This window comes from Streptococcus oralis subsp. oralis (assembly GCF_002096445.1).
In the GTDB taxonomy this organism is placed as follows: domain Bacteria; phylum Bacillota; class Bacilli; order Lactobacillales; family Streptococcaceae; genus Streptococcus; species Streptococcus oralis_N.
Genome location: NZ_NCUK01000013.1, coordinates 533,926 through 550,592, shown reverse-complemented (window position 1 = coordinate 550,592; position 16,667 = coordinate 533,926). Strand labels below are relative to the sequence as shown.

Here is a 16,667-nt window from a genome sequence, read left to right as displayed (position 1 = left end):
CAACTCCTCCTTTTTTTAAAATTAGCAAACCCTATAAATAGCCTTTTTAGACTGATTTTAGAGGCTTGTTTTCAAACTCTTTTGCAATACGCATAGTTTTTCTTGTTTTTATCTATCATTTATTATATAATAAATGAGGATTTCAATCAATTAGATATGGCTAAATAAGTCTATTCGGGATAATGTCTATTCGGGATAAAATATAAAGCACGGAGGTATAATATGAGTGATTTTTATAACTTTGTTAAAAACTTTTTTTCTACAGATGAATCTATCGATAATACAAAATACTCCACTGTAGGACATGAATTCCGTTTTAGCACGGATAATGCAGAAGGCATATATTGGTTTTACGAGGGCGATAATTTCACTATTGATATTTATGATGTTTTCATAAAAAAAGAAATTATCCATACAAGTTTTTCTGGTTTGAATAATTTCTATTCCCTTTATTTATCTTATTTAGTTACAGCAAACGGTGAATGTTTTAATCCTTATCAAAATCTTTCTTCAAATTCACTTTATACTATAAATACAAAAAATTCTAAAGACTTTAGGTTTTTACTTCACAAAAACTCTCCTTATTTAGGAATCGGTATAAATTTCAATCAGTCCATGATAGAGCAATGCCTGTCCTCTTATAAGAATAAAGTCTGTAACTATGAAGATTTATTTTTTAATACCAGCATTATAATAAACAAGCCTTTAGAAAGAATCGCAAAAGATATCCTTAATTGCAAGATGGCATCTCCTGCTGCTGAAATCTTTTTTGAGTCAAAGGCAAAGGAATGGTTAAGTATTACAATAGACTCTTTTTTAAATAAGTACAGCAATCCACTATCTATTGCCGATGATGAGGCTTTGAAAAATGTCACCAATTATATAGACGATCATTATGCAACATCTATCTCACAAGATACTTTAGAAAAAATATCCACTATGAGCGGCACAAAACTAAAAAAGTTATTTAAGCAAAAATATCAATGCACAATTACAGAATATACTCAAAGACGGAGAATGAATATGGCGGAATTACTCCTACTGAACTCTACCCTTAAAATTCAAGATATAGCAGAGGCTGTAGGATATTCCTCTCACAGTAAATTTAGTACATGCTTCAAAAAATATAAGGGATTTTATCCCAAAGACATTAAAAAATACACAAAAAATACCAGTTCTTCATAACAATGAAAAGAGATTGATTAACCTCAATCTCTTTTTTTGTATTCACTCAATGGTATACCTCCCCTTTTCAAAACCTTTAGCTTTTCCTGTTTCTTTTGTTCTCTCCTTGCTTTATACCTTTCCTCGTATTCCTGTTGTTTTCCGTTTGCTTTACGCTTTAGGTAATTTTGATGAAGTCTGTCTTTTCTTTCGTTGATTTTTCTCTCTTCTTCCTCAAGTTTTAAGCGTTCTTCTTCAGTTAATTCTTCTGTAGGTAGCTCATAGTTGCCGATAAAGTTAAAATATATCTCTATCTTCTGTTTTGAGTTTTGACTGCCTTTCCTATCCCTTTCGTGAATGATAATCTTCTCTACAAACTCATTTATCATAGTGGTTGTAAGTTCATCAAAGTTTTCATAGCGATTGATAAGAGATATGAATTTTCTTGCTCTGTCTGTTTCTTTTTCATATCTTGATATTGTAAGCTCTAAGTCTTTAATTTCTTTACTTAAAGCTCTTTGCTCTGTTTCATATTGGCTATTAAGTATCTCATATCTACTACTTGGTATTTTTTCAAGTATCATATCTTCGTAAATACGGCACATAAGCCTTTCTAACTCTTGTATTCTCGACTTACTATCAATTAGTCTTACTCTTTGCCTTTCTATCTCTACTTTTTCCTTTTCTTCCATTTCATTTTGAATGGAGCGGATAAAAGCTTCGTTATCTTCATCAAGATATTTTTTAAGGTCTTTTAAGGTTTCTTGTATAAGGTTTAATACTGCTTCTGCTTTTATCCTGTGAGCCGATGGACAAAGTGTTCCACAAGGGACTTTCGTGTAGGCACTGCAAGTATAATAGGGGATATTTTTGTAGTTACTTGTTCTATGAACATACATTTTACTTCCACAATCAGCACAATACATAAGCCCTGTTAGTGAGTGATATTCGCCCCAACCGTCAGGATACCTTTTTACATTTCCTCGTATTCTTTGTACATTATCAAAGGTTTCTTGGTCTATGATTGCTTCATGGGTATTTTCAAATATCAGCCAATTATCTTCAGATACATATTTGCTTTTCTTATCCTTGAAATGTTTTCTTGTTTTGAAATTTACAGTATGACCTAAGTATTCTTGTTTCTTTAAGATACTTGCAATTGTGGAGCTGCACCAACGATAAGGGTATTCAAAATTTTTGCTTTGATGTAGTCCATATCCTAATTTTTGTTGATGATAAGCAGGTATATCAATTTTTTCTGCTTCTAATATCTTTGCTATTCGATACGGACCATTGCCTTGCATGGTCAGATTAAATATTCGCCTTACTATCTCCGCTGCTTTTTCATCTACAATCCACTTATCTTTGTCTTTTTCATCTTTGATATAACCATAAGGTGGAGAGCTTGCCGTATGCTTACCGCTTTCTCCTTTTGACCTGAATGTAGATTGTATTTTTCTTGAAGTATCTCTTGCATACCATTCATTCATAATATTTCTAAAAGGGGTAAAGTCATCCTCTCTGTAAAAGCTATCTACATTGTCATTGATAGCAATCAACCTTACGCCCTTTTGTCTTAGGATTTCCATACATTGACCGACTTTAAGATAATCTCTGCCAAGTCTACTCATATCCTTTACGATGATACAACCGATATTCCCTTGATTAACTCCGTTCATCATTGCCATAAATCCCGGTCTGTCAAACTGTGTTCCGCTGATTCCGTCATCTGTAAAATGTATGATGTTGGATAGATTATTTTTACTTGCATATTCTTCAAGGATTTTCTTTTGATTGACGATTGAATTACTTTCTCCTTGAAGTTCGTCATCACGACTTAGTCTCTCATAGAGTGCTGTTATCTTTTCATAATTCCTCATTTTTACCTCCTTCCTCTTAATTTTTTAAATAAAAAAGAATTAAGAAGTACATATTTCACTAAAACAGTGATTAAGTGTTCTCCTTAATTCTATTACTCCTGCTACAGCAAAGTCAATCTTTTTCATCCTTGCTTTTTCCTGCATCTGTCTTAGCATATCTAACATTATTGGACTTTCCATATCATGCCATTGACTGTTTCTCACAGTCGCAAAAACAAAAGAAGTCAAATCATTCATTCCAACTATAATCTTTGAAATACCCGTTTCCAGTATCCTGTCCAAGTCAAAATAAGCTGACGGTAATTCAATCATTGTGCCGACTTTTCCAGTAAAACCATGCTGACGTAATACTCTAATAACTTGCTTTAACTGCTCAGCATCATTGACAAAAGGAAAGATAACAGACAGATTGGGATTTGTTTGATAAACTTCTGTAACGACATGTGCTTCAGCCTGAAATTCATCAGGACACGCCAGCAAGCGCCTAGTTCCTCTATAACCAAACAAGGGATGATTTTCATCAAAATGCTCTTTAGTCCCCTCTAAACAATTAGCTTCTGTATTTGTTAACTCTGAAAAACGATACCAAACCTCTTCGTCTGAGTACAAGGAGCAAATGGTATCTAGATAATCTTTTACAAATTGCTGGCAACTTGCTAATAGGATGTTCTGATTAAGCTCTCTCAACAAATATTCTCCACGAATCATACCGACGTGGTGCAATAACTGAGGATAAACTTTTTCAACAATTTGTTCTCCACTAAGGACAAGTTGGTTTCTCATCTCTCACCTTCCAATTCATATACAAGGTCTTGTCCAGCTCTGCAAATCCTAATAATTCAGACTTAACCTTCAAGACTAATGGTGAAACATTTTCTTCTATGATTTTCTGAATATCCATCCAAACATATCCGAGTGAATCATTCGCACCATCAGACACAGCATCCGAAATCGTAACCTGAGGTTCCTTCTCGTTGACCTCAATATCATAAAATGCCATGATATGGTGAACCATAAAATTTTTTAACTCTTCCCTGACGAAAACATCGTAGATTCGAGGATTTGAGTAGCTTCTAACAGTAAATCCTGTCTCTTCCATAACTTCTCTAATCAGCGTTTCCGTCAATCCTTCACCAAGTTGCTGACTGCCTCCGGGTAGATCATAACGATGTTGATAATGGCCTCTCGTTTTTTCAATGCAGAGTAACTTCCCATTTTCAAAGCAAACAGCATAAACTCCAAAGTGTTTTTTGATTTCCATCCAACTCCTCCTACTTCAACGACCAACCACCATCAATGGTCAGGATTTGTCCCTGCATGGCGCTCGCCTTTCCACTTGCTAAGAAAAGACTAAGCTCTGCTATTTCCTCTGGCTCAATCCAGCGCTTGATTGGCGTTTCACTAGCCACCCAGTCAGCCAATCCACCTGGTTCAAAGTCCGCAGCGGTCATAGCTGTATTGACTGCTCCTGGAGCAATCCCAAAGACCTGAATACCATCCTCAGCATAGTCTAGAGCCAACTGCTTGGTAAAGCCAGCTAAGGCGTGCTTAGACGAGGTATAGGCGTGACCACCTCCGCCAGCTAGACTTGAAGCAATCGAACACATATTGATGATGATTCCTTTTTTATTTTCCAACATTTGTGTCAAATAATGCCGAGTCAACTCAACAGGAGTCATATAGTTGATTTCAAAAATCTCTTGAATTTCCTGCGCTGATTGTTCCAATAAGGGTTTGTAAGCATCCAAAACTCCTGCAGTATTACACAAAACATCCCCCTGAGGGCACCAGTCAAAAACAGGTTTCAAGTCTAAGGTCAAATCTCTCTGTAAAAAGTGAAAATCACCCTCCAAGAGAGGATTTTCACCTTGGTCAATTCCATATACTTGATAACCCTTCTCTAAAAAGAGTCGGGCTTGAGCCAGACCAATCCCTGAACTTACTCCCGTAATCAATACACGTCTAGTCATGCACTTCTACCCAATCTGTCGCCAAAACATCACAAGGTGTCGGACTCCACATGGAAAAACCTTCCCCTTCTCCAGACACGTTGATTAGGAAATAGGGCGTCACTTCAAGCGCAACCCCGTTTTGCTCGATAGTGTCAAAGAGTTGGACATAGTTTTCAGCCCCTCCCCAACCAGTTCGTACATATTTTTTCTTGGCCTTTAACCCAGGCAGGATTTCTTCAAAAGTCATGATGTTCTCCTTTAATTCTAAATTCTTCATTTAATTATAACAAAAAACCGTTTTCCAACGGCTTTTTGACTGTGATTTATTTAAATCTGCTTCTACTTACGGCAAATTATTCCCTGCTGCAAGATAAATTTCATACCATTCTTTTCTTGTTAAGCTAAAGTTTGCCGCTTGGCTAACTTCTCTCAAATGCTTAGGATTTGTTGTACCTACGACTGCCTGCATTTTTGCTGGATAACGCAATATCCAAGAAATGGCAATAGTTGAAGGGGTTACTCCATATTTAAAAGCTAGACGATCAAGTACTTGATTCAAAGCTTGAAATTTCTCATTACCAACAAAGTTCCCTTTAAAATACCCGAATTGTAAGACAGACCATGCTTGAATGACCACATCGTGTAATTTGCAATATTCAAAAACGCTGCCATCTCGCATAGTTGCTTGACTATCTTCCATATTAACATGAAAACCTGATTCGAATCCTGGAGTAAAAGCCGCACTCAATTGTAGCTGATTAACAGCTAACGGCTGCTTGACATCTTTTTTAAGCAACTCCATCATCATAGGATTTTGATTAGAAACTCCAAAATCTCGGACCTTACCTTGTTTATAAAGAAGATCAAAGGCTTCTGCTACTTGGTCAGATTCCATCAAAGCATCTGGTCGATGAAGAAGCAAGCTATCTAGATGATCAATCTTCAATCTTTGCAAAATTCCGTCGACTGATTTTATAATATAGTCCTTAGAAAAATCAAAATAGGTAAATTCTTCAATGCGAATGCCACATTTGGACTGAATCCACATCTTTTCTCTTAAATCTGGACGATTTTTTAGGACAATACCTAACAGTTCTTCACAACGACCACGACCATAAATATCAGCCAAGTCAAAAGCATTGATTCCAACAGAAAGTGCTGTTTCTACAAGCTCTTCAACTTCTTTTACAGACTTATCTTTTATTCTCATCATTCCGAGAACAATTTCTGATAATTCTTTGTCATCTTGACCAAGAGTTATGTATCTCATCAAATTTTTCTCCTTTAATTCTACATTCTTCATTTAATTATAACAAAAAACCGTTTTCCAACGGCTTTTTGACTATGTATCTACTAAATTCTTCCTACCACTGCAATCCAGCTTCTCTAATTTCTTTCTTGGAAGCGAATTTACCATTTGGTCTGTGCCATCTTCCGTTTTTATCTCTAAAGTAGCCACCTGAATTTGTTGATTGCGAGTTTGATTCCTGGCTTTCTTCCTGTTCTTGTGCGGCTTGGCGAGCTTTTTCCTGTTCTTCTTCTTTTGCTTTCTTTTCAGCTGCTTCTTTTTCTTCTGCCTCTTTCTTGGCTTTTTCCTCAGCTTCCTTCTTAGCCTTTTCTTTTTCTTCTTTTATCTTTGCATCTTCAACTGTATTTTTAGCCGTACCGTCCAAATAATTGATTTCCGCATTAGCTGAAACATTGTCTAAAACAACATGCGTCACTGAATACTGATCAACCTTTTCTTTACTACCACCCAATTTGATTTCCAAGAGTTTGCCATTTTCATCTATTCCCACATACTGCAATTCAATTTGTCTCGGAATTAATTCATCTTTCTGATAGATTGGGTTTACCTTGTAGTCAAGATAGTAGTTGGGGTGATTGGCCAACCAAGAGTCCAATCGATTTTCATAATAAAGCATGCTACTTTGGTTTTGGTCATCTGTTCCAGAATAATTTCCAGCATTGAGCCAGTTAGTCATAGGAACCAAGTTTTTCTTTTCATCGTTTAATCCACTAAATTGGTAACCAATCAGATGACCTCTACTCATCAACCAAGCTTCTTTTTTACCATCACCATAAAAGAATTTATAATTGTGCCATCCAACTGGATCATAAGTCAACTTGGACTCTCTCTTCTCAGTTGGCTCATCACTGTCCTTAAGTTGAATATGAGCACCCGTTGCGCGTGATTTAGAATCCAATTCCCCAAGTTCTAGCTGCTTTTCATTTTTAAAAGGCAAGAGTCCAGCTTCTTTAAACAACTTCTCATCAAACTTGATTTGCTTCTGTTCAATTTTTTCTTCTGGGACCTTTGATTCCGCCTTATGTCCAGAACAAGCAACTAATGTTGTGATGGAAAGCAAAGCAATTGAGAAGGATAGTAACTTTTTCATAAAATTCTCCTTTTTATATAATAATTAGATTAATATCTCCTATTACATTTTACTATCATTTTGTTAATTGTTCAAGAATAAAGATACTGTTATTATACTATTTCTCCTCCAATGTTCAAAACAAAAACGATAACCACTTTTTCAGTAGTTACCGTTGATTTCTTTTGATTAGTCTTTCCAACCAAGTTTGCTGTTGATAGTCATCATGATGCTGGCTATCTTCTCACCCCAGTATGGATCTGAAGCATAGCGAACATTCATTCCGGTTGCTTTATTTCCAAGGTGGTCTCTACCATAGTCAATATAATTCTCACGGATCCACTTGGCCGCTCCGAGAATTCCTTTGTCCACATTATCAAAGCTCTTGGCTGAGAGATATGGGCTAGTATCATAAGCAGCAATACCAAAGAAATTGTTCTTATCTCTGGCAATTTGACTGCGCCCCCAAGCACTTTCAAGGGCACTATGTGCCATCAAGTAAAGGGCATTGACACCGTAGCGTTCCTCAGCTTCTTTGAAAGTCGCTCCTTTACCTGCAAGAGGACTATCCTGCAAGTTCATCATCGAATACAGTTTATCCAATTCAGCTGCACTATAATTACTTGGTTCTCTCAAGTTTTTGTAGAGGAAAGGATTTTTAATGGTAAAGCCATCAAAATGCTCCCCGTCAGTTGAGTAGTACTTCTTACCAATAACCATAGCAGATGTGTGTGGAGCTACTTTGATACTCGTGTATGGAGAGAGTTCATGGTAGAGGAATTTCCCATCACTAGTATAATGTGGGATAAATTCACTTCTTTCATCTACTGCCGTCAAATCACTTTGATTCATATAGCCAGACAAACCTGAAATCGAAACTGCAAGTCGGCCACCTTTTCGAGTCGAACTATCCAGTGAAACAATGCTTCCTTGGTTAATATAACTTAAGATTTCTCCAGATGCACTATAGACATAGGCTGTGATTGGTTTAACTTTGTAATATTTGGTTTTATCCGCAACATGCCATCTACCAGAATCATCCAAGGTATGACCATCCACAGTCTCATTTTTTGCCATATAACCGCCGGATTTAAGGTAGTACCATGATTGGTCGGATGAATCGTAGATTAATTCTTTCTCAGCCATCTTTCCATTTGACTTGAGGTAGAACCAATTGTTCTTGTACCATACCCACTCACTTGTGGCCATGTAGCCTCCTGATTTGAGATAATAGTAGCCATTATCCCAGACCCATTCTTTGTTGGTGTAATTTCCATCAGCCTTGATATAGAACCAAGAGTTATATTTCTTATCAAAGAGCCAGCCCTTTCCTGCTTTTGCTCCACTGCTCGTCACATAACTGCGGTCAATCCAAGTTTCCGTAGAGAGGTAGCCACCTGATTTGAAATGGTAATCCTTTCCTTTGATGGTTTGCCAACCTTTTTCAGCATAGGTTCCGTCAGCTTTCAAGTAAAACCAAGAGTTATAATTCTTGTCAAAGAGCCATTCCGATTTTACTTTAGCTCCACTTTTAGCAACATAGAAGCGATCTATCCAGCGCTCGGTAGAAAGATAGCCGCCTGATTTGAAATGGTAATCTTTTTCTTTAATCGTTTCCCAGCCTTTTTCGGCATAGGTTCCGTCAGCTTTCAAGTAAAACCAAGCATCATAATTCTTATCAAAGAGCCATTCCGATTTCAATTTAGCTCCACTCTTCGCAACATAGAAGCGATCAATCCAACGTTCAGTAGAAAGATAACCGCCTGATTTAAAATGGTAGTCCTTCCCATCTATAGTTAACCACCTATTTTCAGCATAGGTACCATCTTGTTGAAGGTAGAACCAACTGCTATAGTTGTCATCATAAATCCAGGCTTGTTTAACCTTATTACCATTTTCTGATATATAGCTTTTACCAAGCCAAGCATTTTTCAGCATTTTACCTTGTGAATTGATGTAGTACTGGTTCTCACCTTGAGTGATCCACTCATCTTTGGCCATTTTCCCGTCTTCTTTAAGGTAATATTTTTCTTGACCTTGTTGAATCCATTCTTTTTGAGCTTTCTGACCATCAGACTTTAGATAATACCAGGATTCTTTTTCCTGATTAAATATCCACTGTTCCTTTGCTTTAGCACCACTTTCAGTCACATAGTACTGGCCAACCCACGTTTTCGTAGCTAATTTTCCAGCTTCGTTAAAATAGTAATCTTTACCACCAACTGTCAACCAGCCATTTTCTGCACGTTGACCATTATCTTTAAGATAAAACCAGTTCTGATGCGTTTGGTCAAAAAGCCATTGCTTGGTTGCTGGTTTCCCGTCTGCTTTGAGGTAGGTCTTTCCTTGCCAAGTCCCCTCTTCTGCTTTTGCTGTCTCCACTACAGTAAAAAAACACCCCAATAAGCCAGCACTTACTAGGGCCACTTTCCATCGTTTCATTTAAATGCTCCAATAACGTTTTCTAAACCCTATTGTAACATAGTTAATCGACGGAAATATTACAAATTGATGAAGATTCTATTTCTTGTTGACGATAAGGAAGACCTAGCTTATCTCAGATTGGCTTTGACTTCCTGACGGAGATTTTCTAGACTGCTAATGCCGTATTTATCCATGACTTTTGGTAAATTTTCAATAATATCAGGACAGGCATATGGATTGGTAAAATTGGCTGTTCCAACTCCGATAGCAGAGGCACCAGCCAGATACATTTCTAGCGCTGCTTCAGCAGAATCCACTCCTCCCATTCCAATGATGGGAAGGTCGGTTGTTTGGGCGACTTGGCGGATGAGTTTGAGGGCTACTGGAAAGACTGCTGGTCCAGACATTCCACCTGTTCCATTGGCTAGGATTGGTTTTCTGGTTTTAAGGTCAAAGCGCATACCGACAAGGGTATTGATCATGGTTAGGCCACTTGCCCCTGCATCTTCTGCGGCTTTGGCGATGGTGACAACATCCGTTACACTAGGGGTTAATTTAACATAAACTGGCACATCAGAGGCTTCCACAGCTGCCTTTACCACTTCATAAGCCAAGTCAGGATCTTGCCCAATCAAAAGTCCATGATTGCCGTGATCCACATTCGGACAAGAGATGTTGAGCTCAATCGCTTTTACATTAGCTGCCTTGGAAATTCCTCGAGAAACGGCAGCGTACTCTTGTTTTGAAAAGCCTGCTACATTGGCGATGATGGGAAGCGAAGGATATTCTCTTTCCAGCCAAGGCAACTTTTCAGCTAAAACAGCTTCTAAACCTGGATTTTGTAAACCGATTGCATTGAGCATACCTGCAGGCGTTTCTGCCACCCTGGGAGTAGGATTCCCAAAACGGGGTTCAAGTGTCGTCGCCTTGATCATAATGGAGCCTAAAAGGTCTAAATCATAGTATTTGGCATACTCTTGGCCGAAACCAAAACAGCCTGATGCTGGTATGATAGGATTTTTCAAGTCCAAGCCCGGTAGAGAAACTTGTAAACGTTTGTTAGTCATGACTTTCTCCTTATAATACAACTGTTCCAGTTCGGAAAACAGGGCCATCTTCACAGACGCGTTGACTGACAGTCTCACTATCTGGCACTTTTAGAACGCAGGCATAGCAGGCCCCCATCCCGCAAGCCATACGAGATTCTAGAGATAGATAGGCTCTTGGGTGGTCATGAAATCTTTGATTGATGTACTTCATCATTCCTGGAGCTCCACATGAGTAGACGGCATCAAACTGATTATCTAAATCATTGATGACGACTGACACATTTCCCTTGATGCCATAAGAACCATCATCTGTCGTAACAAAAACCTGACCATATTGGGCCAATTCCTTTTCGAGTATGACAGCATCTTTATTAGCAAAACCAAGAACTGTTACTAGTTTCACCCCCCGCGCATGCAATTCCTTGGCTACCTCGAGCAAGGGTGGAACACCAATTCCACCACCAACGAGGAGAACTTTGCTCTGATCGTCAAGGTCAGACAAGTCAAAACCATTTCCCTGAGGTCCCATCACATCAAGAGTATCTCCCTGACTTAATGTTGAAAAAATAGCGGTCCCAGCACCTTCAATCCGATAAATGAGGCGACACTGCTTCTTAGCCTTGTCAATAGACGAAATTGAAATCGGACGACGCAAGAGATGGGAATCATCAGGCACGCGCAGATGGAGAAATTGGCCTGCACGCATAGCTTCAACCATTTCCCCTTCTAGGACTAATTCAAAGATTGCTGGAGCGATTTCCTCCTGTGCAACCACCTTCATGGTTTCCAAACGAATCGCACCCATACGCTTCTTACATGTGGGATTCATAATCTTCCTCCTTAAATTTTAAGGGGACCAGATAAAGAAAAGACCTTGCAATAGCAAGGTCTCAGTCGAGATAGGACAGAACTCATGCGCACACTTAAAAAGTCTCCACAGAGAGTTCCCTATCACTTTTATCTGACACCTTGTGAGTCTCTCTGGACTCCCCTTAAAGGTTAAACTTGTATTAGTATACTCTTTCAAAGTAAAAAAGTCAAGTAGAAAACGAACATTCTACTTGACTGTACTGGATTATTTTTCACGAATCACTTCAACCTTGTAGCCATCAGGATCCTTGACAAAGTAATAGTTTGGTGGGTTTCCAGGTAGGCCTTTTGGCTCTGTAACCTCATAGCCTTTGTTGCTATGTTCTTGATGAAGTGCCTCAAGGTCAGGTGTACTGAGGGCAATATGGGCGAAGCCATCTCCTACCACGTAAGGGCCGTGGTCATAGTTATAGGTCAATTCCAACTCGTAGTCATCACCATCAAGTCCTAAATAGACAATGGTGAAGGCATAATCTGGGAAATCCTTGCGACGCAACTCTTTAAAACCAAAAGCATCTTGATAGAATGCGATTGATTTTTCAAGGTTTTCTACTCGCAAGCAAGTGTGTAGCATTTTTGAAGCCATATATTCTCCTTTATTTTTAAAAAGACTGGGACAATTCTGTTCCAGTCTTATCAATTATTATTTACCAAGTTTTGCTTTAGCTGCATCTGCAAGAGCTGTGAAAGCTGCTGCGTCGTTAACAGCCAAGTCAGCAAGCATTTTACGGTTAACTTCGATTTCAGCCAATTTCAAACCATGCATCAATTGTGAGTAAGAAAGTCCGTTCAAACGAGCTGCCGCATTGATACGAGTGATCCACAATTTACGGAAGTCACGTTTTTTCTGACGACGGTCACGGTATGCATAGTAGTAAGAGTTCATTACTTGTTCTTTTGCAGTACGGAACAAGATGTGTTTAGCTCCATAGTAACCTTTTGCTAATTTAAGAATACGTTTACGACGTTTGCGTGATACAACGCCACCTTTAACACGTGCCATGTTTTATTTCCTCCAAATATTTCCTAGAATTGTTTACTTACTGTTAGGCTATTATTTCAAGCGAGTAAGCATTGCTTTGATACGTTTGAAATCTCCTGAATGCACCATAGATGCTTTACGAAGATGACGACGTTGTTTCTTAGTTTTTCCGTGGAAACGGTGAGAAGTGTAAGCACGGAAACGTTTAAGTCCACCAGAACCTGTACGTTTGAAACGTTTAGCTGATGCGCGGTGTGTTTTTTGTTTTGGCATGATTTTTTCTCCTTTATTTAACTTTCTGACAATTATTTTTTGTCAGTTGCTGGCGCCAACTGCATGAACATTTGGCGTCCATCCATCTTAGCTCGTTGTTCGATGATCGCAATATCTTGTGTTGCTTCAGCAAACTCGGCTAAAACTTTTGCACCAATCTCTTTATGGGTGATCATACGCCCTTTAAAGCGAATGGATACCTTAACTTTATTTCCTTTTTCAAGGAACTTGCGTGCATTGCGAAGTTTTGTGTCAAAGTCACCCTTGTCAATAGTTGGACTCAGACGAACTTCTTTCACAGTAACAACACTTTGTTTTTTACGTTGTTCTTTTTGCTTTTTCTGGTACTCAAATTTGAACTTACCGTAGTCCATAATTTTAGCAACAGGTGGTTTTGCTTGGGGTTGAATCAATACTAAGTCAACATTTGCACTATCAGCCAATGCTTGCGCTTCGCTGAGTGGCTTGATGCCTAGCTGTTCTCCCTCAAGACCGATCAAGCGAACTTCACGTACACGAATTTCATCATTGATGAATAAGTCTTGCTTTGCTATGGTTTTCACCTCTTTTTTATTATTAGAGAAAAACAAGAGCGGGCTCGTAATGATACAAGCCCGCACGTTATGATAGCGTTTCTTAGAAACTTTTCATCCGTAGGGCCAGGCAACTTGATGTCACAAGGCGAGAAGCTCTCACTTCTGCTTTTCTCAACTTTTATATGATACCAAGTTTTCTATCCCTTGTCAAGATAAAAAGTCAATTTTTCGAAAAGTTTATCTATTTTATCGAACCGTTTCAATTCTCCAACTATTCCACCCTGTAAAGCGGATAGCCCCTTGCTGGTCAGTTCGGTAAATCTTACTCTTGATACTTTCCAGTCGTGTCAAGGTTTCCTGATGGGGGAGTTTCGCAAGATTGTTTTTTCCAACTGAGATGAGAGTAATTTCTGGTTTGATTTTTTCTAGGAAAGTTGGATTTGATGAGGTTTTAGCACCATGTTGGCTTGCTTTCAAGACAGCCACCTCTAAGTCAGGGTATTGCTTTAGAAGATCCTTCTCTCCCTTCTCTTTCAAATTTCCTGTGAAGAGAAAGTGCTTATCCAAGAGTCTCCCATAAAGAACCAGGGAACCATCACGATTCCCATCTCCAATCTGCCTTGGAGATAGGACTTCTAAGTAACTGCCAAAAATCAGTAAATTCTCCCCAGCTGCCACACTACGTACCTTGGTTTGACTTGCTTCTAGTTCCGCTACAAATTCCTTCTGTGTCAGACTTCCTTTTGATACTAAAATCTCTCCGACATGGAAAGCCTTGGTCACCTCCAGCAAATCTCCAACATGCTCCTTCTCTGTGTTGGTCAAAACCAGCTGGTCAATCTTGTCTACTCCACGACTTTTAAGATAGGGAATCAAAGTGCGCTGAGCATTGCTGGTCGTCGCCTTTTCTTGCCATTTTTCGATTTTCTTATCAGAATCTGCCCTGCCACCGACATCTATGAGAATAGTTTTACCAGTCATATCCCGTAGGAAAATACTTTCTCCTTGCCCCACATCCAGCATGGTGATTTCATTTTCCAGTGGATGCTTGGTTAAGAAAAAGAGCCCTACGATAAAGAGACTGAATCCTGCTAGTCTTTTGATGTTTTTCCTAAAGTCATAGACAAAGGCCAATGAAACTAACAGTAGAATCAACAGCCATGCGTTGGGTTGTCCAAAGACCAAGGGCCTACTAGCCAGCTGCGATACCAAGCGAATGACGCCCTCCAACCACTCAAAGACAAAGTTAAACTGAGTGACTGGGTAAACAAAAGACAGAATAAATAAGATGGACAAAAGTGGCAAGAAGACCACATCAAACAGAAAGGAAAAGACAAAGGTCAAAAGAATAGACCAAGGCTGAAATTCTGCAAAATAAAAGGATAGAATGGGCAATATTCCCAAAGAAATGACCAAACTTTCTCTGGCAACAGCCTTGATCCCATCGCCTTCTTTGCTAGTCATAGTCAAGATAAAAGCATAAGCGCAGGACAAGACTCCTCCAGCTATCAAGAAAAAGTTGGGCATGATGATAAAGAGGACAAGGATCGTCAAGGCAAAATTATCCAAACCTTTAACACCATGTTGGGCCAGTAACTTTTGCAAGAGACTGCGAATAACAGATGCTGAAAATCCTGTCAGAGCTGCATAGATAAGGGAAAAGGGATAGGTCAGCCACTTCAACTTTTCTTGAGTCAAGCCCAATCGCAAGAGGAGTTTCTTAAAGGCCTCCATAAAGAAGCCCACTTGCATACCTGACAAGGCAAAGAGATGGATAATTCCAAGACTGGAATAGAGCTCATTCATTTCCTCAAAGTCCGTGTCCAAATGTCCCAGCAAGAGCCCTGTCATATAGTTGCGCATAGGGTCTGGAAAGTGCGTCTTGATCCAAACTACAGCCTTTCGACGTAAACTAGACAGATTTTCTCCTATATCCCAACTTTTAACCTGTTTCATTGACTGGATACTCTTGATAGTCAAAGTTTGGTAAATCCCCTGAGTTTTCAGATAGGCTTGATAGTCAAATCCACCAAAATTCCTCTGACCTTCAGGCTCTGAAACTTTCCCTTCTAGCTCTATCTCGTGAAGATCTGTTAAGGCTTGAAATTGCTCTTTCTCCTCCTCAGACTGGAGTTTATAGTAAACTTGGAAGGTACGGCCGTCAGCCTTGCCCCGAAAGGACAGACTATCTCCATTGACCTTAATGGTATCTGGTAAAACCCTCACCTTTTCTACATAATCGACCAAGTTTTGACTAGCTTGTGTCTGTTGCCAGTTTTGAAACAGAAACCAAAAGCCAAAGACTCCACAAATCGCTAAAACTTTACCAGCCGATTTCCAAGGAAATTGGAAAAAGAGACAGACGAGCAAAAAAACAAAACCTAGCAGTGCGAGATAGGACACTCCAAAAATGGCATAGTAAAGCCAGAGCAACAGAAAGCTCAGATAGATTAGGGGGATAGGGAAATTCTTAATCCACTGTGACATAATCTTTTAGCTTTTCTATGGTCTTAGCGCCAATGCCAGAGACCTTCTTTAATTCATCTACCGACTTGAATTTGCCATTTGCCTCACGATGGTCTATAATATCCTGGGCTCGCTTTCCTCCCAAGCCTTTGACCTGCTTTAGTTCTTCCAGACTAGCTTTATTGAGATTGACCTTCTTTTCTTTACTTGTCGAAGGAGTCGTTCCAGAGGCAGCCTGCTGACTAGCCGCTTCTTCTCCCTTAGTTGGAACATAGACAAGAGCCTCGTCACTGACTTTCTGAGCGAGATTGATCGATTTACTATCTGCTTCCTCTGTCAATCCACCAGCTTTCTGAACAGCATCATGAACACGACTCCCTACTGGCAAGTCATAAATCCCTGGCGATTTAACAGCACCTTTGACATCTACTGTTATCAGATCTTGTTCAGGAGATTCTTCCTTCTCTTCCTTGTTCACTTCTTTTTCAGACGATGAATCCTTTGAAACAGCTGCGACTTCAGCCTGCAAATTCTTTTCTTTGACGGGTGTTTGTGAAGTTGGCTTTAGTAGGAAAAATGCGCCCAAGGCCAAGCCTAAAACAGCACAGATGACAATGATTTTATACTCTTTGATTTTTTCGATAATGACTTCCATATTTTCTCCTCTCTTAAGTTATTCGTAAGTGAAAGAAA

The 16,667-nt window shown here is 39.1% G+C and carries 17 protein-coding genes and 1 other annotated feature; of the genes, 1 reads left to right on the top strand and 16 read right to left on the bottom strand.

Annotated elements, in window-relative coordinates; genetic code table 11:
- The first annotated feature begins 222 nt into the window (after nucleotides 1–222).
- The gene (locus tag B7721_RS06050) at nucleotides 223–1,185 is read left to right on the top strand and encodes a helix-turn-helix domain-containing protein (protein WP_084878051.1); all 963 of its coding nucleotides are present in this window, start codon (nucleotides 223–225) and stop codon (nucleotides 1,183–1,185) included.
- Nucleotides 1,186–1,208: 23 nt separating this feature from the next.
- On the opposite strand, the gene B7721_RS06045 is transcribed toward B7721_RS06050, so the two are convergent.
- The 16 genes from B7721_RS06045 to B7721_RS05970 form a co-directional block, all read right to left on the bottom strand.
- Entirely contained in the window at nucleotides 1,209–3,044 is a 1,836-nt protein-coding gene (locus B7721_RS06045; protein WP_084878049.1) for a recombinase family protein, read from the bottom strand.
- A gap of 39 nt (nucleotides 3,045–3,083) precedes the next feature.
- Complete coding sequence (locus B7721_RS06040; RefSeq protein ID WP_239823803.1) at nucleotides 3,084–3,827, bottom strand: putative PEP-binding protein; 744 nt, start codon at nucleotides 3,825–3,827, stop codon at nucleotides 3,084–3,086.
- Nucleotides 3,805–4,305: an NUDIX hydrolase gene (locus tag B7721_RS06035; RefSeq protein ID WP_044020921.1), complete on the bottom strand. Its 501-nt coding sequence runs from the start codon at nucleotides 4,303–4,305 to the stop codon at nucleotides 3,805–3,807. The genes B7721_RS06040 and B7721_RS06035 overlap by 23 nt, the downstream gene beginning before the upstream one ends.
- A 10-nt stretch (nucleotides 4,306–4,315) precedes the next feature.
- Nucleotides 4,316–5,014: a 3-oxoacyl-ACP reductase gene (locus tag B7721_RS06030; RefSeq protein WP_084878048.1), complete on the bottom strand. Its 699-nt coding sequence runs from the start codon at nucleotides 5,012–5,014 to the stop codon at nucleotides 4,316–4,318.
- On the bottom strand, nucleotides 5,007–5,243 hold the full coding sequence (locus B7721_RS06025) for a DUF2829 domain-containing protein (RefSeq protein WP_000141913.1): 237 nt from the start codon (nucleotides 5,241–5,243) through the stop codon (nucleotides 5,007–5,009). The genes B7721_RS06030 and B7721_RS06025 overlap by 8 nt, the downstream gene beginning before the upstream one ends.
- A 96-nt stretch (nucleotides 5,244–5,339) precedes the next feature.
- Entirely contained in the window at nucleotides 5,340–6,266 is a 927-nt protein-coding gene (locus B7721_RS06020; RefSeq protein ID WP_001269449.1) for an aldo/keto reductase, read from the bottom strand.
- 94 nt (nucleotides 6,267–6,360) lie between these two features.
- Nucleotides 6,361–7,395 carry a DNA/RNA non-specific endonuclease gene (locus B7721_RS06015; protein ID WP_084878046.1) on the bottom strand — a complete coding sequence of 345 codons (1,035 nt, stop codon included), beginning with the start codon at nucleotides 7,393–7,395 and terminating at the stop codon, nucleotides 6,361–6,363.
- Between the two features lie 168 nt (nucleotides 7,396–7,563).
- On the bottom strand, nucleotides 7,564–9,816 hold the full coding sequence (locus tag B7721_RS06010) for a glucosaminidase domain-containing protein (protein ID WP_084878045.1): 2,253 nt from the start codon (nucleotides 9,814–9,816) through the stop codon (nucleotides 7,564–7,566).
- 110 nt (nucleotides 9,817–9,926) lie between these two features.
- Nucleotides 9,927–10,913, bottom strand: a complete 987-nt coding sequence (locus tag B7721_RS06005) for a dihydroorotate dehydrogenase (protein ID WP_162283496.1) — start codon at nucleotides 10,911–10,913, stop codon at nucleotides 9,927–9,929.
- Nucleotides 10,876–11,676 carry a dihydroorotate dehydrogenase electron transfer subunit gene (locus tag B7721_RS06000; protein WP_084878042.1) on the bottom strand — a complete coding sequence of 267 codons (801 nt, stop codon included), beginning with the start codon at nucleotides 11,674–11,676 and terminating at the stop codon, nucleotides 10,876–10,878. The genes B7721_RS06005 and B7721_RS06000 overlap by 38 nt, the downstream gene beginning before the upstream one ends.
- A 246-nt stretch (nucleotides 11,677–11,922) precedes the next feature.
- The gene (gloA, locus tag B7721_RS05995; protein ID WP_042902591.1) at nucleotides 11,923–12,303 is read right to left on the bottom strand and encodes a lactoylglutathione lyase; all 381 of its coding nucleotides are present in this window, start codon (nucleotides 12,301–12,303) and stop codon (nucleotides 11,923–11,925) included.
- Between the two features lie 57 nt (nucleotides 12,304–12,360).
- Nucleotides 12,361–12,720, bottom strand: a complete 360-nt coding sequence (rplT, locus tag B7721_RS05990) for a 50S ribosomal protein L20 (protein WP_000124830.1) — start codon at nucleotides 12,718–12,720, stop codon at nucleotides 12,361–12,363.
- Between the two features lie 51 nt (nucleotides 12,721–12,771).
- Entirely contained in the window at nucleotides 12,772–12,972 is a 201-nt protein-coding gene (rpmI, locus tag B7721_RS05985) for a 50S ribosomal protein L35 (RefSeq protein WP_001125942.1), read from the bottom strand.
- A gap of 32 nt (nucleotides 12,973–13,004) precedes the next feature.
- The gene (infC, locus tag B7721_RS05980) at nucleotides 13,005–13,535 is read right to left on the bottom strand and encodes a translation initiation factor IF-3 (RefSeq protein WP_000848184.1); all 531 of its coding nucleotides are present in this window, start codon (nucleotides 13,533–13,535) and stop codon (nucleotides 13,005–13,007) included.
- Nucleotides 13,536–13,550: 15 nt separating this feature from the next.
- Nucleotides 13,551–13,682: a sequence feature (ribosomal protein L20 leader region), on the bottom strand.
- A gap of 72 nt (nucleotides 13,683–13,754) precedes the next feature.
- Nucleotides 13,755–15,995: a DNA internalization-related competence protein ComEC/Rec2 gene (locus B7721_RS05975; protein ID WP_084878040.1), complete on the bottom strand. Its 2,241-nt coding sequence runs from the start codon at nucleotides 15,993–15,995 to the stop codon at nucleotides 13,755–13,757.
- On the bottom strand, nucleotides 15,979–16,629 hold the full coding sequence (locus tag B7721_RS05970) for a helix-hairpin-helix domain-containing protein (protein ID WP_084878038.1): 651 nt from the start codon (nucleotides 16,627–16,629) through the stop codon (nucleotides 15,979–15,981). The genes B7721_RS05975 and B7721_RS05970 overlap by 17 nt, the downstream gene beginning before the upstream one ends.
- Between the last annotated feature and the right edge of the window lie 38 nt (nucleotides 16,630–16,667).

Coding starts and splice junctions, on each gene's coding strand:
- B7721_RS06050 (WP_084878051.1), top strand. CDS start 223: ATGAGTGATTTTTATAACTTTGTTAAAAACTTTTTTTCTACAGATGAA.
- B7721_RS06045 (WP_084878049.1), bottom strand. CDS start 3,044: ATGAGGAATTATGAAAAGATAACAGCACTCTATGAGAGACTAAGTCGT.
- B7721_RS06040 (WP_239823803.1), bottom strand. CDS start 3,827: ATGAGAAACCAACTTGTCCTTAGTGGAGAACAAATTGTTGAAAAAGTT.
- B7721_RS06035 (WP_044020921.1), bottom strand. CDS start 4,305: ATGGAAATCAAAAAACACTTTGGAGTTTATGCTGTTTGCTTTGAAAAT.
- B7721_RS06030 (WP_084878048.1), bottom strand. CDS start 5,014: ATGACTAGACGTGTATTGATTACGGGAGTAAGTTCAGGGATTGGTCTG.
- B7721_RS06025 (WP_000141913.1), bottom strand. CDS start 5,243: ATGACTTTTGAAGAAATCCTGCCTGGGTTAAAGGCCAAGAAAAAATAT.
- B7721_RS06020 (WP_001269449.1), bottom strand. CDS start 6,266: ATGAGATACATAACTCTTGGTCAAGATGACAAAGAATTATCAGAAATT.
- B7721_RS06015 (WP_084878046.1), bottom strand. CDS start 7,395: ATGAAAAAGTTACTATCCTTCTCAATTGCTTTGCTTTCCATCACAACA.
- B7721_RS06010 (WP_084878045.1), bottom strand. CDS start 9,816: ATGAAACGATGGAAAGTGGCCCTAGTAAGTGCTGGCTTATTGGGGTGT.
- B7721_RS06005 (WP_162283496.1), bottom strand. CDS start 10,913: ATGGCCCTGTTTTCCGAACTGGAACAGTTGTATTATAAGGAGAAAGTC.
- B7721_RS06000 (WP_084878042.1), bottom strand. CDS start 11,676: ATGAATCCCACATGTAAGAAGCGTATGGGTGCGATTCGTTTGGAAACC.
- gloA (WP_042902591.1), bottom strand. CDS start 12,303: ATGGCTTCAAAAATGCTACACACTTGCTTGCGAGTAGAAAACCTTGAA.
- rplT (WP_000124830.1), bottom strand. CDS start 12,720: ATGGCACGTGTTAAAGGTGGCGTTGTATCACGCAAACGTCGTAAACGT.
- rpmI (WP_001125942.1), bottom strand. CDS start 12,972: ATGCCAAAACAAAAAACACACCGCGCATCAGCTAAACGTTTCAAACGT.
- B7721_RS05975 (WP_084878040.1), bottom strand. CDS start 15,995: ATGTCACAGTGGATTAAGAATTTCCCTATCCCCCTAATCTATCTGAGC.
- B7721_RS05970 (WP_084878038.1), bottom strand. CDS start 16,629: ATGGAAGTCATTATCGAAAAAATCAAAGAGTATAAAATCATTGTCATC.